Origin of the sequence: Ensifer sp. LC163 (genome assembly GCF_001695855.1) — a bacterium.
In the GTDB taxonomy this organism is placed as follows: Bacteria; Pseudomonadota; Alphaproteobacteria; order Rhizobiales; family Rhizobiaceae; genus Ensifer.
In genome coordinates this window covers 1-23,274 of record NZ_MBSS01000008.1, presented here as the reverse complement: position 1 = coordinate 23,274, position 23,274 = coordinate 1, and the positions used below count along the sequence as shown (strand labels likewise).

23 protein-coding genes are annotated in these 23,274 nt (G+C 61.5%); 15 read left to right on the top strand and 8 right to left on the bottom strand.

The genetic code is table 11. The features are described 5' to 3' along the window. Positions 1 to 696 carry a helix-turn-helix domain-containing protein gene (locus BC360_RS07490; RefSeq protein ID WP_208858158.1) on the bottom strand — a complete coding sequence of 232 codons (696 nt, stop codon included), beginning with the start codon at positions 694 to 696 and terminating at the stop codon, positions 1 to 3. 174 nt (positions 697 to 870) lie between these two features. On the opposite strand from BC360_RS07490, the gene BC360_RS07485 reads away from it, so the two are divergent. The 7 genes from BC360_RS07485 (at position 871) to BC360_RS07455 (ending at position 6,458) form a co-directional block, all read left to right on the top strand. Beyond that, positions 871 to 1,794 carry an amino acid ABC transporter permease gene (locus BC360_RS07485; RefSeq protein WP_083222467.1) on the top strand — a complete coding sequence of 308 codons (924 nt, stop codon included), beginning with the start codon at positions 871 to 873 and terminating at the stop codon, positions 1,792 to 1,794. Further along, the gene (locus BC360_RS07480) at positions 1,791 to 2,555 is read left to right on the top strand and encodes an amino acid ABC transporter ATP-binding protein (protein WP_065794767.1); all 765 of its coding nucleotides are present in this window, start codon (positions 1,791 to 1,793) and stop codon (positions 2,553 to 2,555) included. The genes BC360_RS07485 and BC360_RS07480 overlap by 4 nt, the downstream gene beginning before the upstream one ends. Before the next feature lie 32 nt (positions 2,556 to 2,587). Next, positions 2,588 to 3,451, top strand: coding sequence for an ABC transporter substrate-binding protein (locus tag BC360_RS07475; RefSeq protein WP_161491362.1), 864 nt, complete (start codon positions 2,588 to 2,590; stop codon positions 3,449 to 3,451). 70 nt (positions 3,452 to 3,521) lie between these two features. After that, a complete protein-coding gene (locus tag BC360_RS07470) occupies positions 3,522 to 4,247 on the top strand; it encodes a GntR family transcriptional regulator (RefSeq protein WP_161491361.1) in 726 nt (241 codons plus the stop codon). A 26-nt stretch (positions 4,248 to 4,273) separates the two neighbouring features. Beyond that, positions 4,274 to 5,014, top strand: a complete 741-nt coding sequence (locus BC360_RS07465; protein ID WP_065794766.1) for a BtpA/SgcQ family protein — start codon at positions 4,274 to 4,276, stop codon at positions 5,012 to 5,014. Further along, a complete protein-coding gene (locus BC360_RS07460) occupies positions 5,011 to 5,529 on the top strand; it encodes an ureidoglycolate lyase (RefSeq protein WP_065794765.1) in 519 nt (172 codons plus the stop codon). The genes BC360_RS07465 and BC360_RS07460 overlap by 4 nt, the downstream gene beginning before the upstream one ends. Next, entirely contained in the window at positions 5,526 to 6,458 is a 933-nt protein-coding gene (locus tag BC360_RS07455) for a carbohydrate kinase family protein (protein WP_065794764.1), read from the top strand. Before BC360_RS07460 ends, BC360_RS07455 begins: the two co-directional genes overlap by 4 nt. Positions 6,459 to 6,652: 194 nt before the next feature. Here the strand turns inward: BC360_RS07455 and BC360_RS07450 are convergent, their stop codons facing one another. The 4 genes from BC360_RS07450 to BC360_RS07435 form a co-directional block, all read right to left on the bottom strand. Further along, a complete protein-coding gene (locus BC360_RS07450; protein WP_065781744.1) occupies positions 6,653 to 6,943 on the bottom strand; it encodes a type II toxin-antitoxin system RelE/ParE family toxin in 291 nt (96 codons plus the stop codon). Continuing rightward, entirely contained in the window at positions 6,943 to 7,197 is a 255-nt protein-coding gene (locus tag BC360_RS07445; RefSeq protein WP_065781745.1) for a type II toxin-antitoxin system ParD family antitoxin, read from the bottom strand. Before BC360_RS07445 ends, BC360_RS07450 begins: the two co-directional genes overlap by 1 nt. Positions 7,198 to 7,443: 246 nt before the next feature. After that, complete coding sequence (locus BC360_RS07440) at positions 7,444 to 7,902, bottom strand: BA14K family protein (RefSeq protein WP_065794763.1); 459 nt, start codon at positions 7,900 to 7,902, stop codon at positions 7,444 to 7,446. 566 nt (positions 7,903 to 8,468) lie between these two features. Further along, entirely contained in the window at positions 8,469 to 9,128 is a 660-nt protein-coding gene (locus tag BC360_RS07435) for a hypothetical protein (RefSeq protein WP_065794762.1), read from the bottom strand. A 275-nt stretch (positions 9,129 to 9,403) separates the two neighbouring features. On the opposite strand from BC360_RS07435, the gene BC360_RS07430 reads away from it, so the two are divergent. Beyond that, complete coding sequence (locus BC360_RS07430; protein ID WP_065794761.1) at positions 9,404 to 10,798, top strand: sensor histidine kinase; 1,395 nt, start codon at positions 9,404 to 9,406, stop codon at positions 10,796 to 10,798. Then, positions 10,795 to 11,433 (top strand): LuxR C-terminal-related transcriptional regulator, encoded by a 639-nt coding sequence (locus BC360_RS07425; protein WP_065794760.1) that lies wholly within the window; start codon positions 10,795 to 10,797, stop codon positions 11,431 to 11,433. The genes BC360_RS07430 and BC360_RS07425 overlap by 4 nt, the downstream gene beginning before the upstream one ends. Positions 11,434 to 11,440: 7 nt before the next feature. Here BC360_RS07425 and BC360_RS31365 read toward each other — a convergent pair whose 3' ends face one another. Together BC360_RS31365 and BC360_RS07410 are read right to left on the bottom strand one after the other, a co-directional pair. Then, complete coding sequence (locus BC360_RS31365; protein ID WP_167590810.1) at positions 11,441 to 11,815, bottom strand: hypothetical protein; 375 nt, start codon at positions 11,813 to 11,815, stop codon at positions 11,441 to 11,443. Between the two features lie 269 nt (positions 11,816 to 12,084). Next, positions 12,085 to 12,372: a hypothetical protein gene (locus BC360_RS07410; protein ID WP_065794758.1), complete on the bottom strand. Its 288-nt coding sequence runs from the start codon at positions 12,370 to 12,372 to the stop codon at positions 12,085 to 12,087. A 531-nt stretch (positions 12,373 to 12,903) separates the two neighbouring features. Between BC360_RS07410 and BC360_RS07405 the strand changes: the two genes are divergently transcribed. The 5 genes from BC360_RS07405 to BC360_RS07385 all read left to right on the top strand — a co-directional run bounded on the left by BC360_RS07405 (position 12,904) and on the right by BC360_RS07385 (position 19,641). Further along, positions 12,904 to 13,665 (top strand): GGDEF domain-containing protein, encoded by a 762-nt coding sequence (locus tag BC360_RS07405; RefSeq protein ID WP_065794757.1) that lies wholly within the window; start codon positions 12,904 to 12,906, stop codon positions 13,663 to 13,665. Between the two features lie 366 nt (positions 13,666 to 14,031). Beyond that, complete coding sequence (locus tag BC360_RS07400) at positions 14,032 to 15,477, top strand: TolC family outer membrane protein (protein ID WP_065794756.1); 1,446 nt, start codon at positions 14,032 to 14,034, stop codon at positions 15,475 to 15,477. A gap of 33 nt (positions 15,478 to 15,510) precedes the next feature. Then, positions 15,511 to 17,688 carry a type I secretion system permease/ATPase gene (locus tag BC360_RS07395; protein WP_065794755.1) on the top strand — a complete coding sequence of 726 codons (2,178 nt, stop codon included), beginning with the start codon at positions 15,511 to 15,513 and terminating at the stop codon, positions 17,686 to 17,688. Positions 17,689 to 17,748: 60 nt separating this feature from the next. Further along, complete coding sequence (locus BC360_RS07390; RefSeq protein ID WP_065794754.1) at positions 17,749 to 19,029, top strand: HlyD family type I secretion periplasmic adaptor subunit; 1,281 nt, start codon at positions 17,749 to 17,751, stop codon at positions 19,027 to 19,029. Positions 19,030 to 19,032: 3 nt separating this feature from the next. Further along, entirely contained in the window at positions 19,033 to 19,641 is a 609-nt protein-coding gene (locus BC360_RS07385) for a ribbon-helix-helix domain-containing protein (protein WP_065794753.1), read from the top strand. Between the two features lie 79 nt (positions 19,642 to 19,720). Here BC360_RS07385 and BC360_RS07380 read toward each other — a convergent pair whose 3' ends face one another. Further along, a complete protein-coding gene (locus BC360_RS07380) occupies positions 19,721 to 20,647 on the bottom strand; it encodes a transglutaminase-like cysteine peptidase (RefSeq protein ID WP_244512682.1) in 927 nt (308 codons plus the stop codon). Between the two features lie 532 nt (positions 20,648 to 21,179). On the opposite strand from BC360_RS07380, the gene BC360_RS07375 reads away from it, so the two are divergent. Then, positions 21,180 to 23,274 (top strand): Ig-like domain-containing protein (locus BC360_RS07375; protein WP_167590809.1); only part of this gene is annotated, 2,095 nt, incomplete at its 3' end.

Sequence of the window (23,274 nt, the reverse complement as noted above, 5' to 3'; positions counted from 1 at the left end):
TCAATTCCCCTTGCTGATCTTACGTTTTTTGGGTGCGCTGCGACGGTTTTCCGCACGCGTCACCACCAGGCTGTTATCCGTGTTTCCCGACGGCTCGCCATCGCCGAAGACATCCATCGTGCAGGTGTGCAGGACGGTGGCCGGCTCGGTCGTGTGGTTCCAGGTCGCGTGGGTGCGGATCGATGGAAAATGGGCGGAATCGCCCGCTTTCAGAACCATGCGCTCGCCGTCCACTTCGAGCGTCAATGCCCCTTCCAGAATGAAGAAGATCTCTTCTCCCTCATGCGACATCGGCTCGCTTCGAAAGCCCGGCGGCTCGTGAATGATCGTGCTTCGAAGAACGTTGCCCGGAAAGGCTGCCGAGATCCGCTCGTAGGACACAGTGCTGCCGGCCTCGCCCCCAAGTGCGTAAACGGGGCGGCTTTCGCGCCGCGTGAAGGGCGAGGCGGGCTTGGGCGAATTGAGAAAGGTTCCGACCTCGACCTTCAGGACGCGGCAGACGGCAACGAGCGACGTGAGGGATGGTACGGTGATACCGCGCTCAATCTGCGAGATGAAACCGGCGGAGAAGCCGGCCTGGTCGGCAACCTCCTGCAGCGTCATCTTCAGCGCCTTGCGCCGCTCGCGCAACCGATCGCCAAGTGACGGCAGTTCTGTCGCGACAATTTCCGCTTTCGAGATATTTTCGGTCTTCAAGGGTGCCCCTCAGTTTTTTAGTATTTCTTCAGCGTAGGACTGGACGTAATTATCTGTCAATCGCATTTTTTTAGAATTGCTAAAAACGGTGAGGGCGGCGCGTCCAGCGGCCCGCTTGACTCCCTTTCAGAACATATTTAGTAAGTTGTAGGCCTAACCCTACAATTGGACACCATGACCCGATCAACCTCGAATGCAACTTCCACGCTGTCGCTGACAGACCTGCCGGGCCCGGATGTGCCTGTGCGTCGGTTGTGCCATCCTTGGCGCTGGATCAGTGGCGGCGCCGTCATCCTCCTGCTTGCCGTGATCGGTCGCGCCTTTGCGGTCGGTCAAATCCAGTGGCCAGTGGTCGGGGAGTTTCTGACGGCCGGCGTCATCATCACCGGTTTCGGCTGGACGCTGCTGATCTCGGCCTGCGCACTTGCGCTTGGCGTGATCCTCGGCTTCGCCTTCGGGATCATGCGCCTTTCGGAAAATCCGATCCTGCGCTTTGCCGCGTGGCTTTACGTCTGGATATTCCGTGGCACGCCGGTGCTGCTCCAGCTTCTCATCTGGTTCAACATCGCGCTCGTCTTTCCGCGGCTCTATATTCCGGGTCTTGTGGACGAGCGCATGGTCGATGTGGTGACCCCCTTTGTCGCTGCCGTTCTTGGCCTTGGCGTCAACGAAGGCTCCTATCTGACGGAAGTGGTGCGCGGCGGAATCTCGTCTGTCGATCGCGGCCAGAAAGAAGCGGCCCACACACTCGGCATGACGCCGGGCCAGACGATGCGGCGCATCATGCTGCCGCAGACCCTACGGTTGATCCTGCCGGTTCTTGGCAACAGCGCCATCGGTATGCTGAAATTCTCCTCGCTCGCCGCCACGATCGCCATGGGCGAGATGCTGAACGCGGCCCAGCGGATCTACTTCATCAACGGCGCGGTTATCGAGCTGCTGTTCGTTTGTGCCGCCTGGTATCTGGCCGGAACGACGGTGCTCTCCATCGGTCAGTATTATCTCGAACGCCATTTCGGCCGCGACGCTGCCGTCGCCGCTGACCGAAGCTGGTTCAAAGGACGGGCGCGGCGTGCCGCCGCCGTGAGGGAAGCATGAGTCTCGCAGTCAAGGCGGTAGGCATCCGCAAGAGTTTCGGCCACCACGAAGTGCTGAAAAACCTCGACCTCGAAGTGGCCTATGGTGAGGTGCTGTGCATCCTCGGTCCTTCGGGTAGCGGCAAGAGCACATTCCTTCGGTGCATCAACCACCTCGAAACGCCAAACGGCGGTTATGTCTGGGTCGATGGCGCGATCATGGGCTATGCGCTCCACCGGGGCGCTCTGCAGGAGCTGCCTGTCAAGCGGCTGCGCGCCCAGCAGAGCCAGCTCGGCATGGTGTTCCAGCATTTCAATCTGTTCGCGCATCTGACGGTGCTCGGCAATGTCATCGAAGGGCCGATGGTCGTACGCGGACTGCGCCGCGCCGAAGCCGAAGCCCGCGCCATGGATCTGCTGGAGCAGGTCGGTATGGCGGCCAAGGCCTCAAGCTATCCGTCGCAGCTTTCCGGCGGCCAGAAGCAACGCGTGGCAATCGCCCGGGCGCTCGCCATGGAGCCGCGGGTGATGCTGTTCGACGAGCCGACCAGCGCGCTCGATCCGGAGCTCGTCGGCGAAGTGCTGGAGGTCATGCGCAATCTGGCGCGCGGCGGCACCACCATGATTGTCGTCACCCATGAGATCGGCTTTGCCCGCGAGGTGGCCGACCGCGTCGTGGTGATGATCGACGGAGAAATTCGCGAGACGGGCGCGCCGGAACAGGTCCTCAGCAACCCCGGCGATCCGCGCGTGCGTACATTCCTCAGCCGCGTTCTGGCCTGACAATTTTCAGCTTAAAAATGGGAGAACAGAAAATGAAACGACTGCTGCCAATAGTTCTGGGACTTGCCTCCACCACATTCATCAGCCTCGGCGTAGCCGGAGCGGCCCATGCCGCGGCCGATGAGAAGCTGGCCGCCGCCCTGCCCGAAGCCGTGCGCGCCGCCGGCAAGCTGAACGTCACGATCAGCCTTGCCTATCCGCCGATGGAATACAGCGATGCCGGCTCGACCGACCTGAAGGGCTTCGACATCGATCTGGCCAAGGCCATCGCCGAGCGCCTCGGCCTGACGGCCGAATTCCAGAACGTCGAATTCCCGCAATTGATTCCGCAGGTCGTCACCGGCCGGTCCGACATGATCATGACCGCCTTCTCCGACAAGGTCGAACGCCAGACACAGCTCGATTTCATCGACTACTTCAAGACTGGCAACGTCTTTTATTCCACGGCCGATCATCAAGGTGAGATCAAGGTCGAAACCGACCTCTGCGGCAAGACCGTCGCCGTGGCGACGGGCACCAGCTGGGTCACCTGGGCGGAAAATGTCGGTAAGGCCAATTGTGCCGCCGACAAGCCGATCACCGTCATCCAGATCCCCACCCAGGCCGAGCACATCATGCAGATCCGCCAAGGCCGCGCACAGGCCTCGGTCATCGGCCTGGAAGGCCTGCTCGATCTGATGAAGCAGGAACCGGACAAGTTCTACCAGATCGGCAAGGTGGACGACATCAACTACTACGGCATCGCCTTCGCCAAGGCGAATGGCCCCTTGCGCGATGCGGTGCTGGCAACGCTCGAGGCGCTGAAGGCGGATGGTACTTATGCACAGATCCTCGACCGTCATGGCTTGAAAGAAGCCGCCGTGGAAGAGTTCAAGGTGAACGGAACCACGAAGTAACGGAGCCAAACCGGAGCCCGCCTTGACCCATCCTTCCATGCCAGACGCCTCCACCGCCGCGGACGACAGATTGTCGAGATTGCGCCTCGATCTCTATTCGAGCGAGCAGCTTTACCGGCAGCTCTACCGGGCTCTTCGAGCCGCAATCCTGAGCGGTGACTTTTCCGAGGGGGAAGCCATTCCCTCGGAAAACCAGTTGCGCGATCAGTTCGGCATCGCCCGGACCACGGTTCGCAATGCGATGGCGCTTTTGGTGTCGGAAGGACTGGTCCAGCAGGTTCGCGGCCGAGGCACGATCGTTTCGCACCGGCCGATCAGCCACAATATCTGGAACTTCGGCAGCTTTACCGAACTGGCCCGCCGACAGGGCCAACGCCCGACGACGCGGGTGCTGGAGCACCGGGTCGAGAACGGTGAACTGTTGCTGGTGCGCGCACGCGGACTTGCCAACGGCGAAACCGTCAACTGGCTGAACGTCGATACGTCGCAACTCGATCTCGCCCTCTATCCAGGCATCGACCGCTACGATTTCGCGGCGCAATCACTCTACGAGGTATTGCGCCGCGATTATGATCGCCACCCCCTGCGCTCGGAATTGCTTTTGACGGTTGTGCCGCCATCCGAACGTCTGCGGGAGGTTTTTGCTCCGGCGCCTGAAGTGCCGGGCTATCTTTGTGCCAGCGGGGACGTGCTCGACGCCGACGATCGGTTGGTGGAACGCACGTCGATCGTCTACTCGCCGGCCGTCCAGATGAAATTCGCAACCCGCTGGGGACGCGATACCGCACCCGCCTGAGGGCGGCGCGATGCAGGAGAACAAACATGAGCCGCTTCGGCGAGACCTTCACGACCCCAAAACCCATTCTCGGCATGTTGCACCTGGGAGGCGATAGCCCTGAGTCAAAGCTTGCCCAGGCCCTGGAAGAAGCCCGCATCATGACAGGCGAAGGCGTGGATGGGTTGGTGGTGGAGAATTATTTCGGCCATGCCGAGGATGTGGAGCGGGTGCTGGAGCGGCTGTTCGGTCTCGATCTCGGCACGCGCATCGGCGTCAACGTGTTGCGCGACGACGCGCGCGCCTTTGAACTTGCCCGACGCTATCCCGTCGCCTTCATCCAGGTCGATTCCGTCGCCGGTCATCTGCCGCCCGAGACGGATGCACCCTTCGCCGCAGACCTTGCCGCTCGCCGTGAAGGCGTCTCGGCGCTGCTGCTCGGCGGTGTGCGATTTAAATATCAACCGGTGCTCTCCGGCAGGCCGGAAGCAGAGGATGTGCGCATTGGCGCCTCGCGTTGCGACGGTCTCGTGGTGACCTCGGACGCCACGGGCCGACCGACCGATATGGATAAGGTGGCGCGTTTCCGCGCCGCAACCGGAGGAACCGTGCCGTTGCTGATTGGCGCCGGCCTTACCGAGGCCAATGCCGCTGAACAGTTGGTCCACGCAGACGGCGCCGTCGTCGGAAGCTGGTTCAAGCACGACCATAAGGATACCGGCCGGGTTGAAGCCGCTCATGTCGCCGGCCTGATGCGCGTCGTGCGCGCCGCAAGGAGCGCCGCATGAGCGCTCCGGATGCCGTTCTCGCCCGGCCGGTGACCGCGGAAAACTTTTCGCGGTTCGGCACGACCTACGACCTGACTGACGATGCCGATCCCAAGGTGATATGGACCGCGGGCGCCGGCTGGCATGACGGTTTCACCGCTACGCCGCTGATCGAGGGCGCCGGCCACCTCGGCATCACCCGCGGCGGCAGCGCGCCGTGGCTCTGTGCTGCGATGGAGCGGCATCCGGGCACCGAAGAGGCGATATTCTGCGCATCCCAACCGATCGTGCTCGCCGTCGCGCCCGCGTCAGACGCCGAGGCGCCGCATCGAGATGACATTGAAGCATTCGTGGTCGCGCCGGGACAGGCGGTGGTGATGCGTCGCGGCGTCTGGCACGACGCCTGTCGCGGCGTTTCGGGGCCCACGCCCTACTACTGGATGGCAATCTGCGGCCTCGGTGAAAGCCCCTGGGTGCCGGTCGCTGGCGGACCACGCCTGATCAAGGCGGCTGCTCAGGAGGGACCAGACGCATGACGACCTTTTTCATCGGCGACGTGGCGCTCGACGAATATTACACGGCCGATCGCTGGCCCGGCCGTGCGGACAAGGGCATGGTCGCGGAACTGCCGGCGGAGACCGGCGGCTCCATCGCCAACGCCGCTGTGGTACATGCGGCACTGGGCGGCGAAACGCAGTTCATCTCGTTGCTCAACGACAGCCCGCTGTCAAAACGGCTGATTGCCGACCTCATGGAGAACGGCGTCGGCGTCGACCACATGCTGACCGATCCCGCCATTCCGGAATCACGTAACCTGATCTTCCTGGTCGAGGGCGAGCATATCGTGCTGACGGTCGAGATGGGCGAACAGCCGATGTGGCTGTCACCAGACAGCTTGACGGCTCTGCGTCAGCCCGGCCTCATGTATACAACGCTTTATCGTGCCCGCCGCCTGCATATACGGACTGAAGGCGGTATTCTGAAACAGGCCGGACTTCTGGCCGATCTGCGCCGGCACGGGCGCCGCACCATCTTCGACCTCGACGTCGGCGGCTGCACGCCGGAGGATATGGCCTACCTCAACGGTGCGGCGGTGGTCATCTTCAACCAGGTCGGCTTCCGTACCGCCTTCGGCCATGAAGACCTGTCGCTTATCGGGGACTGGATGCGTGACCAAGACATCGACTGGGTGGTGCGCACGGTGGCCGCCGAAGGCGCAGAGGCGCGTAGCGGTGATACGATACTGCGCGCCAGCGGGTTTCCCGTCGATGTCGTCGACGTGACCGGCGCGGGCGACACCTTTGGCGGTGTGCTGACCTGGTGTCTTGAGCAGAACCAGCCCTTTGCCGCTGCCTTGGACTTCGCCGTGGCCGCCGCAGCCCGCTCAGTGACCATCCATGGCCCCCGCGGCGGCAAGGCGAACGCCGACGAAATCCGCCGCTGGCGCGATGCGAGACGCCGGTAAGCCATCAGTTTGCCCTACAGCGCCGCGCGTCTTAATCAGACGCGCAAAGGTCGCTGCAGCAAGTCAGGACCGCGCAGTCGCACAACGCTTAGTTAGAGCGATTCCGGTTTAGACGGAGTCGCAGAAACGCTCTATCTCTTTGTTTTTACGTATTTCCTGACGGAAAGCCGCTTCGCACTTTTCCTGGAAATGCTCTAGGCGTTGTCCGTCCAGTTCTCGTGACCGTGCCGGACACGGACAATGAGAATGTCGCCGTCGGCCTCAACCCGATAGACGACAAGATGGGCTTTGAACGGATGGATGCGCATCGGCGGCGATAACTCTGGACGCTCGCGCGCCATGCGAGGACTAGCGGCAATCAGGACGAAGATACCGAAAAGCTCGTCATGATACCGGCTGGCCTGAGCGGCCCCGAAGAGGCGCACGCCTTCCTCGGCAATAGCGATAATGTCTTCTTCTGCAGCGAGGGAAAGGCGGAATCCCATTAACGATGGTCGCGCGGTGTTTCAGCCCGCGCCAATGCCGCAGCGAAAAGTTCGTCCTTCGAGCGATTACCGGTTCCGCTTTTCAGGCCGTCGTCGACGAAGCGCTGCATGACGGCAATCTTGTCATTACGCTCCTGATCCCTGCGAATGAGATCGCGCACATAGTCGCTGGCGTTTGCATAGCGGCCCGTGCGCGTTTGTGCTTCCACCCAATCCTTCATCGGATCGGGCAACGATACGTTCATCGTGGCCATATTCAGCCTCCATAGCTCCCTTCACGATGACACAGTTTGCCAAAGTTTGTCAAACATCAGGAATGTTGCCGGCGCTGCTGCCACGCTCTTTTGAGGCGTGTAGCGGCACGGCTTCGCACCAATCGCGCCAGCGAGTGCGCGTTTTCGAGATGTTGCCCTGGGCGGCGGTCCGGTCTTTCTTGTCAGCAGTTCGAACCCCATTCGGATAGCCGATGAGCCCGATTGACCGCGTGCCTTACCCCACTCTCAATAGTAAGGCGAAACGCACACCTGTCGCGGACCGTAATAGGGCTGGAACGTGTTGTCGTAGGCCCGATAGGAACGGTAGCGCGCATAGCACCAGTGCGTATGTGCACCGCCGTCATAGTAGACTTCGCGGTAATAGCGTGGCGCATAATAGTGCGGACGGTAGTAGGTCCGGCCGTAGTAGTCCGGTTCATAGTAACTGGGGCCATAATACCGGGGCTGCGCCAGCAACCCACCGATAACGGCGCCGGCGGCAAGTCCACCCAATGCCCAGGCCCAATCATCGCCACCGTTATGGTGATGTCCGTTGTAGTATCCGCCGCGATATCGCCTGTACTGCACCAGCTGAGCTTGCGGCGCTTCAATCCTCGGCGCGGCAATTGCGGGAAACGCCATGGCCGGCGGAGCGCTTGTCAGCGCCGTCGCCAGCGCCAGAGTAACGATTGCAAACCTTTTCATCGGCTTCACCTTCCCTCTGCAGCGCCACACGTCGAATTCGGCGCGCAAAGGACACTGCAGCCCTTTAATCGCGGCATAATTCTACCCTAGAATCGAACGTGAGTTGAGGATTTATGCATTCGCAGGAAGCATCCCCGTCCAGGCTTCGAATGCGGGAATGCCTGTCTTTTCGACGAACCCTCGATGAGGTCCCTGCCTCGAAAGGCGCGCGCCAGCTTGCCGGCCGACAGCTGCCGTTCGCCCAGGAGCAGGCGTCACCTCGAGCCTCTCCAGGAAAAGTCCGAAGCGGTTTTCCGCCGGGAAATGCGAAAAACAAAGGATAGAGCGTTTCCATGTGTCCATTTAAGACGGAAACGCATCTACAGCGCCGCGCGTCAAATATGACGCGCTAAGGACGCTGTAACACTTTAAATGTGCTGCATAATTCCTTAAATCGGATCCGATTTAAGGAATTATGCGGTAGGATGCGCGATAGCTAAGGAAGCTGGCAACCGCGCTTCAGCGCACGACCTTCACCGGCCCGGGGTCAACTTCCCGGGCCTGGCGACTTGCCTGTCAACCGCCGGTCAATCGGCGGTCGGTGGCGGCAGCGTATCGCGGATCTGATCGATCTTGCCGTCCTCGGGCCCGACCCCGAGGATATCCTTGGCCTCGTCAAGCATATCGTCGGTCACGACACCATCTTTCGAGAAGCCGGCAAGCGCCTCGCGCAGGGCCTCGTCGCTGAGAGCCGGATCGCTTGGGATGGCGTCGACGCCGTTCTCAGCTTCGAACTCGGCATAGGCAATGGCGTAGGCAGAAACCGCGGCCATTCGGGGATCGTTCGAATTGAGGTATGCGTGATAGTTGCGGTTCAGCGAGCGCAGTCCCGGGGTGCCGACGCCAGCACCTGTCGGATCCACCTTGGCCAGCTTGTCGGCCTTGGCAGATTTTCTTGCTGTGTCCGGTGCCTTGTCGCGTGTGAAGAACGATTTCAACGTCGACTTGTCGCTGGCCTTGCTCGACCGGGAGTCCTTGTTTGTGCGCGCGGTTTCCGATTTCCCATGGCTGGAACCTGAGCCCCCGCCATGGCTGCCGCCATTTCCGTTACCGCCGCCACCACCGGAATTGCCATGGCCGTCCTTGGCGAAGGCTGTGCCCGCCGCGCCGACCATCCCGCCCGCCGCCGGAGCCAGAGCCAAACTCAGCGCCACGATGCCACGAGCGACTGCTTTCGTGAAAACCATAAGAAACTCCTCTTCGAATCGCCGCGGCACCGAATTTGACGAAGGCCGCGCTTGTAGAGGAATTGAACCTATCTTGGGCAAAAGGGATCGGCTATGACCCTCGGACCATTGCGGCGGCCTATAGGACCTTGGTCCTGTCCGGCAGGCAGTCAAAGGTCCGATAAGAATTGAGAACCGAGCCACGGCATTGACCGGCCTGCCCAACCGGATAGGTTATCGTGGGTTTGTTGTACCACAGCGACGCTGGCGAACAGCGGTCGATCCCGGGAAATTTCGTGCGCGCCAGCCAACTCATCAAAAATTGGAACGCCCGCTCGTTGGCAACGCAGTTCTTGCTGATAGGCGGCCTTGTTGCGGCGTCTGCAATGGTGCTGGTCGGGGCGTTTGTTTCGCGCCTTATCGAGGAGGCGGTCACGCGGAACTCCGCCGCGACCACCGCTCTCTACGTGGACAGTGTGATCGCACCGTTGTTGCCCGACATGCAGACGACCCAGGTACTCAACGACGCGGTGGCGCGCGCGCTGGACGAAACGCTTGGCCAAGGTGCTCTGGGAGACCGCCTCTTGTCCTTCCGCCTCTGGCGGGCAGACGGCACGGTTCTCTATTCAAGCGACGAAGCCCAGATTGGAAAACGGCTCGAACTCAGCGACGAGTTGCGAACGGCGTTCTCCGGCAGCATGGTGGCGCTCTTCGATCAGTCCGGGGAGCTGTCAGACAAACGCCCAGCCGACATGCCGGTCCTTGAGATCTACAATCCGGTGCTGCAACCGTGGTCGGGAGAGGTCGTCGCCGTTTCTGAATTTCATGAAGTCTCCTATGATTTCCAACACGGCTTGAGCCAGGCGCGCTTCTATAGCTGGTTGGCGGTTGCAGCCTTTACGCTCGCCTTTTTTGTGGTCCTCTCCGCGATCGTGCTGCGCGGCAGCCGGACGATTGAAAGCCAGCGCCATGCACTCAAGGATCGGATCGCCGAACTTTCAGGTTTGCTCGCTCAGAACGAAGCTTTGCGGGGACGGCTCCAGCGGGCCTCGCAACGCACGACGGCGCTCAACGAAAGCCACCTGCGCCGCATCGGCGCTGATCTGCACGACGGGCCGGCGCAGTTGCTGGCCTTCGCTTCCCTGCGGCTCGACAGCGATGCTTTCACGAGCCAGAAATCAGCACGCACCGCACGCGAGCGCATCATCGGCGAAATCAAGGAAAGTCTCGATGAAGCAATGCAGGAGATCCGGACGATCTGCAGCGGCCTCGTCCTGCCGCAGATCGAGACGGCGACGCTCTCCGAGATCTTGAAACGGGTGGTTCACGCTCATCAGCAGCGAACGGGAACCGCCGTGAACCTGTCGGTTTTCGACCCGCCTGATCACCTCTCTCTGTCCGCCAGGATCTGCATCTACCGCTTCGTGCAGGAGGCCCTCAACAATGCCTACCGCCATGGCGGCGGCGTCGGCCAGCGTGTCTCGCAATGGACGAAGGGTGAGCAGGTGACGGTCGAGGTCGGAGACAACGGGCCTGGCTTCGACCCGGATCTCGTGCAACCGACGGGCCTTGGCCTTGAGGGATTAAGAGAACGCATCGAAAGCTTGGGCGGTGCCTTCGAGATTAGCGTCTCCGCCTCCGGCACCGTTGTTCGTATGACAATCAGCACTGAGGAGACAAAAGCGGCATGACGACAGCGATACGCGTGGCCGTGGTCGATGACCACCCCCTGTTTCGAGAAGGCGTAACAAGGAGCCTGCTGGAGATTGGCGGCTTCGAGATCGTTGCCGAGGGGAGTTCCAGGGATGATGCCCTGCTTATTGCCGAGAACGTGCGTCCCGATGTCTTGCTGCTGGATATCTCCATGCCCGGCGGCGGCTTGAACACAATCCTCCCGATCCTCGAGTTGTCGCCATCGCAAAAGATCATCATGCTGACCGTTTCCGAAACCAGCGACGATGTCACCGCGGCGCTTGACCGAGGCGCGCTCGGATATGTGCTGAAGGGTGTAGGCGGTCGAGCACTGGCGGAAATCATTCGCAGCGTCGCCGCGGGCGAAAGCTATGTCACTCCCGCGCTTTCAGCCAAACTCCTTTCCAACCGCACGCGCGGTCCAGGAAACCTGTCGGCCCTGGTCGCCAACTTGACCGCGCGCGAACATGAAGTGCTGCAGTTGGTGGCCGCGGGCATGAGCAACAAGCACGTCGCTCGGAAGCTCGACCTGCAGGAAAAGACAGTAAAGCACCATATGACGCAGATCATGGCCAAACTCGGCGTCAGCAACCGGACTGAGGCTGCCATGGTACTGCGCGACGCCGTTGATTGACGTCCCCTCACTGAATGAGGGACTGAATTCGTTTCAGGTCCGCCAGGGTGGCCCTTCGGTTGATGATCGTGCGCCCTCGCGCATCCTTCATGATGTAGCGGCCGCCGCTGATCTCCTCGCTTATGCCATCGGCATGGCGCACGCCGACCCTGGAAGCATCGCCGCCGATAGCAGCTCCGCCACCCCTGGCCCCCGTCGAATTGCCACGGGCGTTGCCGCCGCTCGATCTGTCTTTTGCGGAGTTGCCCCCTCCGTTCCCCCCGCCGTTGCTACCGCCATTTCCTCCGCCATTGCCTCCACCGTTTCCGCCGCCATTGCCCCCACCATTGCCGTTGTTCTCCCCGCTCTTGGCAAAGGCAGCTTGGGGGACAAGTTCCAGCAACGAGCCGGCAGGGCCGACAGTATATGGAAGAGCTACGGCAAACAGACAAACGGCTCCCGAGCTGACTGCGGTAAGAAACTTCCGACGCGTAGGCATGACATCTCCTCAGAACAGAACTTTGCCGACCCTTTACTGGCGGTCGAGATTACGCACGCTTGATAGAGCCATAACCAGGGCCCTTCCCGGCAGTGTTCGTCCCCGATACCCTCGTCAACAAACGCCGGCAATAAAGGGACCAAGTCTTTGAGACCGAGGCTGCTCCCCCCCGATCAACGCATGGCAGCAGGCCGTCGTTGGGAAACGTGCACGCCGTCAGCCCGATCCATCTTCTCGAGAGATGACATGAGCCGCGCTTCAATATCGCGACAAAGGACTTCGAGCTCACGGATCGCTTCTGGCCGCGGATTATCTTCTGCCTGCAGTCTGTGCAGCTCCATTACCACCAGGCTGTAGGCTTGCCACAGGTCAAGAAGAGACTCCAGGGCATGTATCCTGATTGCCGGCTCTTGCGGATCCGGCGGGGAAAGAAGTCGGCGCAGAGAGTTCTTGATCGACATGTTCGCGACACCAGCCCAACAATCCTATCAGCGTGCGGAACAAGCGGGTTTGTGTCAAAGCGGACTGAAGTCGGATCAGACATAGGACCAAAGTCCGCGACCGCGACAACTCACGGCATTTTTTGATACCGTTACCGTGTCTCGGGTTTGTTCTCCAACGGCATCCGCCTCCCGTCGCAGGGGACCTTTTTCTGTTCAGCGCGCGGCACAATCTCGAAATTTGAGAGTTGCATCGTGCGATATCGCACGAGCATCGCGGATGCGGAGAACCTTGCGCTTCCCTTATACATCTGGGTTTGTGAACAAAATCGGCGGCGTCCCGTTGTTCGGCACGGGGAGAGGACGAACGAAATTTCTCGGCCGCCATCTTGAATTTACACGCAAAGCGCGAATATCCAGGCAGTCATATGCCGTTTTGGTGCATTCCCCTCGGTATTCTGCGCGGTGCATAAAGTTGTAGATAGCTAGGAAAGGGAATATCCATAAAACTGCACTAGACCGATTATCGTCAGTGAATCGGGAGCTGGATGCATGCAGAGAGAGGTACCATTCAACGGGCAGAAGGACTGGCGGATCGCGCGCTATGTCCTCGGCGGCATCGTTGGTTTCGCCATCCTCGCCCAGGCCCTGGTCTATCTCAGCCTGGTTGCTCTCGTCGATCGCCCCTATGCGGCGGCCGTTGTGGGCGCGGCTTTGATTTCCCTGCTGATGGGTGTGCCGCTGATCGTCATCGCGGCCATGCAGTTTCGTCGGGCCCAGCGTCTCCGTAACCAGATCAACCATGTCGTTGCCCATGACACCACGACCGGCTGCGTCACCGGCCGCGGGCTCGTCCAGTATGTCAATGGTCTTGAGCGCCGCCGTCAACGCGCCGTCGAGGAGCTTCACGGGGCTCTCATCCATCTGCGGATCAACAACCTCGACGATGTCGGCGCCGCCTTCGGCCCGGAATGGAGCGAGGAACTGCTGCAATTCGTCGCCTCGACCATCAGCACCTCGGTGCGGCGCGATGATATCGTCGCGCGAACCGGCCCAGCGAGCTTCGACGTCCTGTTGGTCGCTGCGACCGAAGCCGATGCCGAGCAGGTTTGCACCCGCCTGACGAAAGCGCTGACCTCGTCGCATTTCTCTGCCGATGGCCGCAAGGTCGATCTCGCACTCAGCGTTGGCGGTGCGTTGTTCGAGGGCAGCGTCGATCTGGAACGGCTGCGCCGCGCCGCAACCTCGGAGACCGTTGCGGTTGCTGCCGGGGCAACTCAGAGCGTCGGCTTCGTCCGCCTGCCTTCGGCCTGAAACGATGCGGCACTGGCGCGCGCTTCGGCTTAGTACCTAGTCCTCGCTCGCGGCGGCTGAGGTGAGTCTGCCGCATTCGCGTCGGCGTTGAGTTGAGGGCAGTGTCCTGGTCGATCTGAGCCGGCTCAGATCCTGGAGCAATTACGCCCGCTCCATTTCTTTTCAATAGGTTAAAAGATCCTCTTGCGGCAGGGCGGCTGTTCCATTTTTGCAACATAGCCGTGCGAAAGCTAGCGACGGTCTGGAACGACCCCAAATTTGGTGGCCGCGTTTTATTACCGCTGTATTATTTAGCGGTGGGTTTCTGCAGTTTTAACGTCCGCCTGGATTTGCTAGCGTGACGAACTGATTGCGAGGGGGATAGTATTGACCGTGGGGAAAACCTTAAAGGGCGGATTGTTTTCCATTCTGCTCGCGTCGACCGTGTTCGCGGGGAGTGCGGCCGAAGCGATGACGCTCAAGGAAGCGCTTCAAATCGCAATGGAATCGAACCCGGAGATCGGACAATCGATCGAGAACCGCGAGGCGATCGAGTTCGAATTGCGGCAGGCCCGTGGCCTCTATCTGCCGAGCCTCGATGTGGAAGCGTCGACCGGCGTGCAGCATCTCGAGGATACCGGCCGTCGGCTGGCCTCGATCGAGAACGACCCGCTCTATCCTTCCGACGTCGGCATCACCGTCACGCAGAAGCTCTTCGATGGCGGCGGCCGTCGGGCGGAGCTGGAGCGCCAGGCGGCGCGCGTCGATAGTGCGTCGTTCCGCGTGCTTGAGCGTTCCGAAACGATCGGCTTGCAGATCGTGCGCGAGTATTTCGAGTATATCCTTCAGCAGCAAATCGTGGCGGAGGCCCGCAAGAACGTCGGCGTGCACCAGTCGATCCTGTCGGATATCAGCTCGCTGATATCGGGGGGCGCCCTGACTGAGGCGGATCGCCAGCAGGCCAGCGAACGCCTGCTGTCCGCAAAGGCTCGCCTGCAAGAGGCAGAGGAAGCGTTCGACACGGTCAAGATCAGCTTCAACCGCCTGGTTGGTCAGCCGCTCACCAAGCCGTCCATGCCGAAGTCGGTTGGCGGTGCTCTGCCGAAGACGCTGGAAACGGCGATCGGCATCGCTCGCGGCAACAATCCGCGCATCAAAGCCGCCGATTCCGACATCAGCGTCGCGGATTCGCAGGTCAAGGCCGCGCGCTCGAACATGCTTCCCGAGGTCTTTGCCGAAGGGCGCGCACGCACGGGCAACGATATCGACGGCACGACCGGCAACACCTGGGACGCGCAGGCGCGGATCGTGGCGAAGTGGAACCTCTATCGCGGCGGCATCGACATCGCCAATGAGCAGGAGCAGATGCGCCGGGCGAGCGAGCAACGCCTGGTCTTCCACCAGGCGCATCGCGAGGTCGAGGAAGCCGTTCGCATTTCCTGGGAACGCCGCACGAGCCAGTATGACATTGCGCGCACACTGAATGCACAGGCCCAGATGAACGTGCAGCTCGTCGAGTCCTATCGCGAGCAGCTCAAAGTCGGCCAGCGCTCTCTGCTCGATGTGCTGGGCGCGCAGAATTCGCGTTTCAACGTCAGCATCCTCGCGAAGACCGCGCAGTACGCAGCCTTGTTTGCCGAATATCGCCTGCTTGCCGCGACCGGACAACTTCTGTCCACCATGCAGGTCAAGGCACCGGCTCAATCCGAAGCCTACGCGCGCGCCGAGTTCGATGTTCCAGCCACGCCTGCTACGGAAACCTATCGCCGTGTCCCGTCGCGCCAGACAAACGACTTGCCACTCGACTTGTTGGCGCCGATCCGGCAGAAATAACAGTCCTCGTGAGGGCGGACACAACCGGTGGTGATGCAAGGTATCGACAGGCATGCGCAGATTGGCCCGTCCCTGACCGGCTTTTCCGAGGCGTTCAAGGAGATTTGCATCTTCTTGAACCGCCCGTCGTCAGACAGTGTGCTCTATTCCGACGTCCCCTTCGACGCCCGGTCGCCGAGCGCTGAAGACGTCTCGCGCATAGCCGAACGGGTGGGTCTGGAGACGGAACTCGTTTCGACGCGCGCGCTTACCAATCGCGATTTCGTGTTCCCGCTGCTGCTCATCTTTCGCGACGGCAGCGCCAGGGCGTTGTTGGAAGAGGCTCTGGACGGCACTCTCAGTCTTTCGAACAAGGTGGGCAGACCCGACGAGCCGGCGATCAAGCTGTCTGATCTGCAACTCGGCGGGCTCGCCTATGCCGTGTCGTTCTCGGCCACCTATTTGAATGCGGCGGCCGGTCGGGGCGTCGGCGCGGCGCGCAACATCGACCGCCGGCACTGGTTGACCTCGACGATCAAGCCCTTCTGGCAAGCCTATGTGCAGGTGGCGATCGCGGCATTCTTCATCAACGTCCTGGCGCTCGCCGCGCCGCTCTTCACGATGAACGTCTACGATCGCATCCTGCCCAACAAAGCGATCGCGACGCTCTGGGTTCTGGCGCTGGGCATCAGCGCTGCCATCCTCTTCGACTTCCTGTTGAAGACGGTGCGGGCGGCGCTGATCGACTACGCCGGCCGCAAGGCCGATCTGAAACTCTCCTACATGCTGTTCGAGAAGATCCTGCATGCAACCATGGCCTCGCGGCCGCCGTCCACCGGCGAATATGCCAACCGGGCGATGCAGTACGAATTCGTGCGGGAGTTTTTCACGTCGAATACGCTCAGCACCATCATCGACAGTCTTTTCGTTTTCGTCTTCATCGCGGCCATCTATGCGGTCGCGGGCTGGATCGCGCTTGTTCCGACGATCGCTTTTGTCTTGAGCCTCGTGATCGGCTACGTCGCGCAGTATAAGATCGGCCACCGCGTCGCTGCGGCTTCGAACGAGTCCGCCCAGCGCCAGGCGCTGCTGGTCGAGACGATCGGCGCGATCGAGACGGTGAAAACGCTGCAATCGGAAAAGCAGCTCCTTCGCCGCTGGAACGAACTGGCCAAGCATTCCTCGAACACGGCCGAACAGATCAAGGAGATTTCCTCCTGGGCATCGCACGCGACGCAGTTCGTGCAACAATTGGTGACGGTCTGCATTGTCGTGGCCGGCGCCTATGAATTCACGGAGGGAAATATCTCCTCCGGCGCGATCATCGCCGCGAGCATGTTGGCCGGCCGCGCCGTCGCGCCCCTCGGCCAGATTGCGATGACGCTGGCGCGGCTGCGCCAGGCGCTTCTATCGCTGCGGATCCTGAATGCGGTGATGGAGCAGCCGGAGGACCGACCCGATACGATCGGTTTCGTCAATCGCGAGATCCGTAACGGCAGCATTACCTTCGTCAACCTCGAGTTCGCCTACCCGGGTAACGACCACAAGGTAGTCAGCGGTATGAACGTCGCGATCAAGGCGGGCGAGCGGGTCGGCATCATCGGCCGCATCGGCTCCGGAAAGACGACGATCGGCCGCCTCCTGGGGGGGCTCTATCCGCCAAGCGCCGGGCGTATCCTGCTCGACGGCGTCGATATCCGGCAACTGCACCCCTCCGTCGTTCGCTCGGCGGTCTCGTTCGTGTCGCAGAATTCCGACCTGTTCTCGGGCACCATCAAGGAAAACCTCCTGATGGCGAATCCGACCGCAAGTGATGAAGAAGTGGTCGCGGCAGCGCGGCTCGCCGGGGTCGACGAATTTGTTTCCCATCATCCGCGCGGCTACGACATGCCTGTGGGTGAGCGCGGTTCGCAGCTTTCCGGCGGGCAACGCCAGGCGGTTGCCATCGCCCGGCTGCTGTTGCGAAAGCCGAAGATCGTTTTCCTTGATGAACCCTCCGGAGCAATGGACCTCGCCAGCGAACGCGAGCTGATCAACAAGCTCTCCAATGTCTTCAGCAGCGATGTCACTCTTGTGATCTCAACGCATCGCCACAGCATGCTGAGCCTCGTCGATCGGCTACTGGTCCTCGACCGCGGGCGCGTCGTTGCCGATGGTCCGAAGGCCGAGGTCATCGAGCAGTTGCAAAGGCGGCCCGGTCCTTCCGGCCGGCCGGCGGGAGCTGGGCTATGATGCACGTTTTCAGCAAGAGCGCGAAACGAAGCCGGTCGGCAAGTGGCGGAAGGTGCCAGCATGACTGAGAAACCGCCGCTTGCCGCGCGCGCCGGGCTGCTTGTCGTAGGCTTGCTGATCAGTTCTTTCGTCGCCTGGGCAGCGATCGCCGAGGTGGATGAGATCGCCCGCGGAGAAGGCAAGGTCATTCCCGTCTCAAAGACGCAGATCATCCAGTCGAGTGAGCCCGGCATCGTGCGCGAGATCGCGGTGCAGCCCGGACAGGTCGTTCGCCGCGGCGATCTGATCCTCCGGCTCGACGATACCGCGAGCGGCTCCTCGCTTGGCGAGCTCGAGGCGAAGGCGCGATCATTGCGCGCGCAAATCGCGCGGCTGGAGCTCGAGGAGACCGGCGCCTACGACGCAAAATACCAATGTCCTGACGAAATCACCAAGGTCGCGCCGGCCATATGCGCCAACGAAGAACAGCTGCTTCAAGCCAAAGCCGGTAATTTTAACAACAAGCTGTCGGTCATGCAGGCACGTGAGGGCCAGCGCCAGAAGGAACTGGCCGAAGCACAGGCGAATATCAACCGGCTGGCAGAGAGCTTGCAGGTAACCGAGCGCGAGCAGGAGCTGCTCGCGCCGATGGTCAAGCGTAAGCTCGTCGCGCAGACCGAGTCGCTCAGGGTCGAGAAGGAGCTGACCGATACCCGGGGCCAGCTCGCCCTCTGGAAGGAATCGGTCGGAAAGCTGGAGGAGGCACTCCGGGAGGCAACGCTGCAGGTGACGGAACTTTCGCTGCAACTGAAGCAGGAGGCCCTGGCGGAGAAAACCGAGGCGCTTTCGCAGCTTTCCGTAATCGAGGAAACCATCCGCGGTGCCAGCAGCCGGGTCGCCAACACCGACATTCGTTCGCCGGTCGACGGCATCATCAATACACTGGATGTCAACACGGTCGGCGCCTATGTGACGCCCGGTGGAGTGATCGCAGGCGTCGTCCCAACGTCAGAGATCCTGCTTGTCGAGGCGCGGCTTTCGCCGCGGGATGTTGCCTTCGTGCGCGCCGGCCAGCCGGCGCTGATCAAGATATCGGCCTATGATTTTTCGATTTACGGCGGCCTCGGCGGTGTCGTCGAGACCGTCAGCGCGGACAGCCTGGTCGATCAGAACAACGGCGAAACCTACTATCTCGTACGCGTCAAGACCGACACGGCCGCGCTGGTGAAGGATGGCCGCGAATATGCCATCATGCCCGGCATGATTGCGTCGGTGGATATCATGACCGGCAAGAAGACGATCCTTGCCTATCTGATGAAACCGATCAACAAGGCGCGCGAGGAAGCTCTGCGGGAGCGCTGATCAATGAACGAGACGCCGCCTCCCCCGTCCGAAAAGGACCTGAGCGCGCTGCGGTTCCGGGTCGTCACCGTCGGTGGTCAGCGCCACGGAATAAAGCTCGAGGAGATCTATTGGCAGAGCCTTGGCGAGCTTGCCGCGCGGCATGGCCGCAAGCTAGCCGATATCGTTGCCGCCTGCGAAAGAGAACTTGAGGGCGAAGGCAACCTGACGGCGCGGCTGCGCTATATCGCCACCCGCCACCTGCGCGACGAACTTTCGTCGGCCAAGGCGCGCAGCAATCTGGCGATAGTCACGAGCCAGGTCCGCGCAAGCCCGTCGCCAGCCTTTGCGCTCACCGGGAACAGGCATATCATTGCCTACAACCCCGCATTCCTCTCCTTCGTCCAATCTCGTGTCCTGCGGTCGCAGCAACCACAGCCCGCCCTGGGCTTGAAACTTTCCTTCGACGTTCAGTTTGTCGATCTCGTCGGCCGCCTGAAATCGGCTCCCGGCGAGCCGCAATCGGCCGGCTTCACCATAGGGGCGCAGGGTCAGGTCACGCGGGGCAAGCTCAACGCCGCCCTCGCCCCGATCTCCGACCAGGACGTGATCATCGGCTTTATTCTGATCTGATGACGCGGCACCATCGCTGCAGCAGCGCAGGTTGGCAGGACAATGGCGATTTCGAGCGACCACCGGTGCGGCGAAAGGTTCAGCGAAGCGCGACACCCTCGCCGGGCATGACATCGGACAGTGGTGCGGTCGACGCGACCTTGTCGCCGGTCGACTTGACGCCGTGGATCCAGGAGCGGTCGGCGCTGACCGAAAAGAGCGGCTGGTAGTTGGGCAGCGCGCTGTCGAGCTTCACCTCGTCGCTCAGATTGTCGAGGATGAAGTGGCCCTGGCTGGTCGTGATCGCGAGCACGGCATGATAGAAATTGCGTCGGACATCGCGAAGAACGACGATCGCCATGGCTTCCGCCGGAAGGCCGGCCGCCTTCAGGGCGGCCATTTTCAGGATGGCATAGTCTTCGCAATCCCCCTTGCCGCGGCCGAGAATTTCGGCCGGCGTCGCCCAATAATCCTTGGAGCCGTAGTTTTCGGCGTCCGGCTGGTAGCGAACGAGCCGGTTGACCGTCCGGTTGATGCCGCTGATCTTGTGCCGGAAGGCGAGACTTTCGGCGTTTTCAATCGCCTTGCCGAGGATGCCGCGGGCGGCACAACCACTCTGTTGTGCGCAGCGGCTGAAATCAGTCGCGGCAACCGCCGGGAAGACAGTCTTCCATTTGCGGGCGACAGGGATCGAAGAGACGCGAAAGGCGACGGAATGAAAGACGGCGGAGGGTTCCGACCGTGCCGCCGTTTGGCTGCCAATGTTGGCGCGCGTCGCTATCGCCACTTTCTGGACCTGCTGACGCTTGAGCCCTTCGGAAGCTTGGTGCGACCAGGCGCCGATTACCTGCGTGGCGACGGCAGCCAACGGGCTTGCGAGGCTCATTATCTGCTGAAAGAGAGCGGGCTGGAGCATGCCGGTTTGTCCGGCCTGTACGGACGATGTTGCAGAAAGCGACACTAGGCCCATCGCAACCACCGAAGTCTTCAGGTATTTCGCGCAGTGGTTCCAGCTCTTCTTGTTCATCACCGTGCCTCTCGTTGCATGAAGGCACTCTACGAATGAAAAGAAAAACTCCGGTAAAGCGGCATGTATTATTTAGTATGTCTTACAAAAATACGTTTTACATAAAATTTTATTCAAATTTTATACTTGTGTATTCTTTTGGAGCACGGGCGGATTTTCACCAAATCGCGAACCTCGGCACTATGAGGTGTCACGACAGCCAAGACCAGGCCGCTCGCCGCCGTGGCACTCATCGCGGTCTATTTGGTGGAGACGCGTTCGTTGAGGATGCAGCGTGTGGCAACGCGGTTCGGTCGATTATGTGAATTCCGGTGCTGCTCCGCGGGACGTCAGGGCTTGTTTAATCGAACTCTGGCGGGCCGTCCGGCATTCGTTTCGCGATCATGACCAGAATTGTTAAAATTGCGCTAATCTAACCAATTTTGGGTATTAGCATAACATATTATGCCATTTTTCGATAACCCCTCCGGTACCGATTGCGGCCGCACAAGGTTGGTGTTTTCTTGCCCGCAAAGGTCGAGGGGTATTTCTTATGGCAACCGAAGGCACCGCAATTTCCAACGAAGCCGCCGCAACGCCGGCAGAGGCAATCGAGCATCACGAAGCGCCAGATGGCAAAGTCGGGCGTCTGGTGGCGCAGGCCGGTGCTGGCGCGGCGGAAGAGCCGCAGCTCCTGGACCCGGCAACCGGTGCTCCGGTGAAGGGTGCTGAGACCACCCCCCTGACGCCGCCGATGCCGGCGACGATCAGCGCTGATGCTTCGAATATCGTGCACCTGCCTGCAGGCGCATCGATCGAAAAGATCAAGGTCGTCGGCACGGATATCGTTTTGGAACAGCCTGACGGCTCCACCATCACGGTCCAGAACGCCGCATTGAAGGTTCCGACTTTCGTGATCGGGGACGCCGAAATCCCGCGCGAAACGCTCGTGGCGGTGCTCGGAGAAAACGGCATCAACGTCGCCGCGGGCCCGGATGGCAGCATCAGCGTCGTATCGAACCAGAGCAGCGGCGGCAACTTCTCCGACGCGGATGGCGGCATTGGCCAGGCCGGCCCGGTCATCGACCTGCTGGCGCCCACCGAGCTGCAGTTTCCGGCGCTCGAGGCCACCGAGCTTCTGCCCTTCGCTGTCGATCCCAACGACAACCCCTCGATCATCCCCGATGGCAACAGCGATCCCAGCGGCATTTTCGTCAGCGACAGGCAGGTCGATGAGGCCGGCCTCGCCAGCGGATCGCGTGCCGGTGACGGCAGCGCGTCGGTCAGCGGCGTCTTTACCATTTCCGATCCGGATGGCCTCGACGACATCGCCAGCCTGACCATCAACGGTCAGACTTTCGCGATTGGTGGCCTCGTCGGCCAGAGCGTTGCTGGCGAGTTCGGTACATTGACCATCACCGCCTACGACCCGGCGACAGGCGTGGCGCAATACACCTACGACCTGGTGAGCCCCGTCCCCAGTTCCGGCGTCATTCCCGGCACGAATGTCGAGCAGGACCGCGACGCCTTCAACCTGACGGTCACCGATGGTGACGGTGCGACCGGCTCGGCCACACTGCGCATCGATGTTGTCGACGACGTGCCGGTGATCGGCATCACCGATCCGGTCTCGCCGAACGTAGTGGAAGGCCAGACGCTGAACGGCAACTGGACGCTGACGGCCGGCGCCGACGGTGTCAGCACGGTCAACGTGACGGTCGGCGACGCGACGCAGACGCTGGCCTTGACGGCCGGGCAGTCGGTGGCCTTCGCGCTCGTCGAGGGCACGCTGACGGTCAATGCCGACAAGACCTGGTCGTTTGCGGCCAACAGCAACGTCAACAATCCGGCTGGCGTCAATGTCAGCTTCACGTTGTCGGCCAAGGACGCCGACAACGATACGACGAGCGACAGCCAGACGATCACGGTGACCGACGGCGTCGGCCCGACGGTCAATCCGGAAGCAGCCAGTGCATCGCTTGCACTCGACGACCAGAACCTTGCCGACGGCAGCACGCCGCTGGGGTCCGACACCAGCAGCGGCACGATCGGCTTCATCGCCGGTTCGGATGCGATCGCCACGATCGCGTTCGGCGACACCGGGGGCCTGACGGGCGCGCTGACCTGGGATCGGATCTCCGGCACCCAGATCGTCGGCAAGGCCGGCAGCGTGACCATCGTCACGCTCGATCTGGTGCGCGTCGGCGACAGCGCGACGGTGACGGCGACGCTTTCCGACAATTACGCCAGCCACCCCGACATCACCACCGACGACCTTGCTACACTCGGCTCGGTTCAGGTCATCGCCTCCGACACCGACGGCGACCGGGCCGAAGGCACCGTCACCGTCTCGGTCTCCGACGACGCGCCTTCGGCGGTGGCCGATGGTGTCTCGCAGGCTGCGGAGAACACGCCGGTGACGGTGGACGTTCTGGCCAATGACGCGAAGGGTGCCGATGGCGTTGCCTTCGCCAAGGTGACGCCGGTCGATGGCAGCCTGACGGGCGGCGGCACGCTGGTTTACAACAACAACGGCACGTTCACCTACACGCCGGCGGCCGGCGAACAGGGAACGGTGACGTTCCGCTACCGGATCGAGGACGGCGACGGCGACACGTCGGAGGCGACGGCGACGATCACGCTTCAGG

What these genes read in the sequence shown, in the direction of transcription:
- BC360_RS07485 (WP_083222467.1), top strand. Translation starts at nt 871, where the DNA reads ATGACCCGATCAACCTCGAATGCAACTTCCACGCTGTCGCTGACAGAC.
- BC360_RS07480 (WP_065794767.1), top strand. Translation starts at nt 1,791, where the DNA reads ATGAGTCTCGCAGTCAAGGCGGTAGGCATCCGCAAGAGTTTCGGCCAC.
- BC360_RS07475 (WP_161491362.1), top strand. Translation starts at nt 2,588, where the DNA reads ATGAAACGACTGCTGCCAATAGTTCTGGGACTTGCCTCCACCACATTC.
- BC360_RS07465 (WP_065794766.1), top strand. Translation starts at nt 4,274, where the DNA reads ATGAGCCGCTTCGGCGAGACCTTCACGACCCCAAAACCCATTCTCGGC.
- BC360_RS07460 (WP_065794765.1), top strand. Translation starts at nt 5,011, where the DNA reads ATGAGCGCTCCGGATGCCGTTCTCGCCCGGCCGGTGACCGCGGAAAAC.
- BC360_RS07455 (WP_065794764.1), top strand. Translation starts at nt 5,526, where the DNA reads ATGACGACCTTTTTCATCGGCGACGTGGCGCTCGACGAATATTACACG.
- BC360_RS07450 (WP_065781744.1), bottom strand. Translation starts at nt 6,943, where the DNA reads ATGGGATTCCGCCTTTCCCTCGCTGCAGAAGAAGACATTATCGCTATT.
- BC360_RS07445 (WP_065781745.1), bottom strand. Translation starts at nt 7,197, where the DNA reads ATGGCCACGATGAACGTATCGTTGCCCGATCCGATGAAGGATTGGGTG.
- BC360_RS07440 (WP_065794763.1), bottom strand. Translation starts at nt 7,902, where the DNA reads ATGAAAAGGTTTGCAATCGTTACTCTGGCGCTGGCGACGGCGCTGACA.
- BC360_RS07435 (WP_065794762.1), bottom strand. Translation starts at nt 9,128, where the DNA reads ATGGTTTTCACGAAAGCAGTCGCTCGTGGCATCGTGGCGCTGAGTTTG.
- BC360_RS07425 (WP_065794760.1), top strand. Translation starts at nt 10,795, where the DNA reads ATGACGACAGCGATACGCGTGGCCGTGGTCGATGACCACCCCCTGTTT.
- BC360_RS07410 (WP_065794758.1), bottom strand. Translation starts at nt 12,372, where the DNA reads ATGTCGATCAAGAACTCTCTGCGCCGACTTCTTTCCCCGCCGGATCCG.
- BC360_RS07405 (WP_065794757.1), top strand. Translation starts at nt 12,904, where the DNA reads ATGCAGAGAGAGGTACCATTCAACGGGCAGAAGGACTGGCGGATCGCG.
- BC360_RS07395 (WP_065794755.1), top strand. Translation starts at nt 15,511, where the DNA reads ATGCAAGGTATCGACAGGCATGCGCAGATTGGCCCGTCCCTGACCGGC.
- BC360_RS07390 (WP_065794754.1), top strand. Translation starts at nt 17,749, where the DNA reads ATGACTGAGAAACCGCCGCTTGCCGCGCGCGCCGGGCTGCTTGTCGTA.
- BC360_RS07385 (WP_065794753.1), top strand. Translation starts at nt 19,033, where the DNA reads ATGAACGAGACGCCGCCTCCCCCGTCCGAAAAGGACCTGAGCGCGCTG.
- BC360_RS07380 (WP_244512682.1), bottom strand. Translation starts at nt 20,647, where the DNA reads ATGAACAAGAAGAGCTGGAACCACTGCGCGAAATACCTGAAGACTTCG.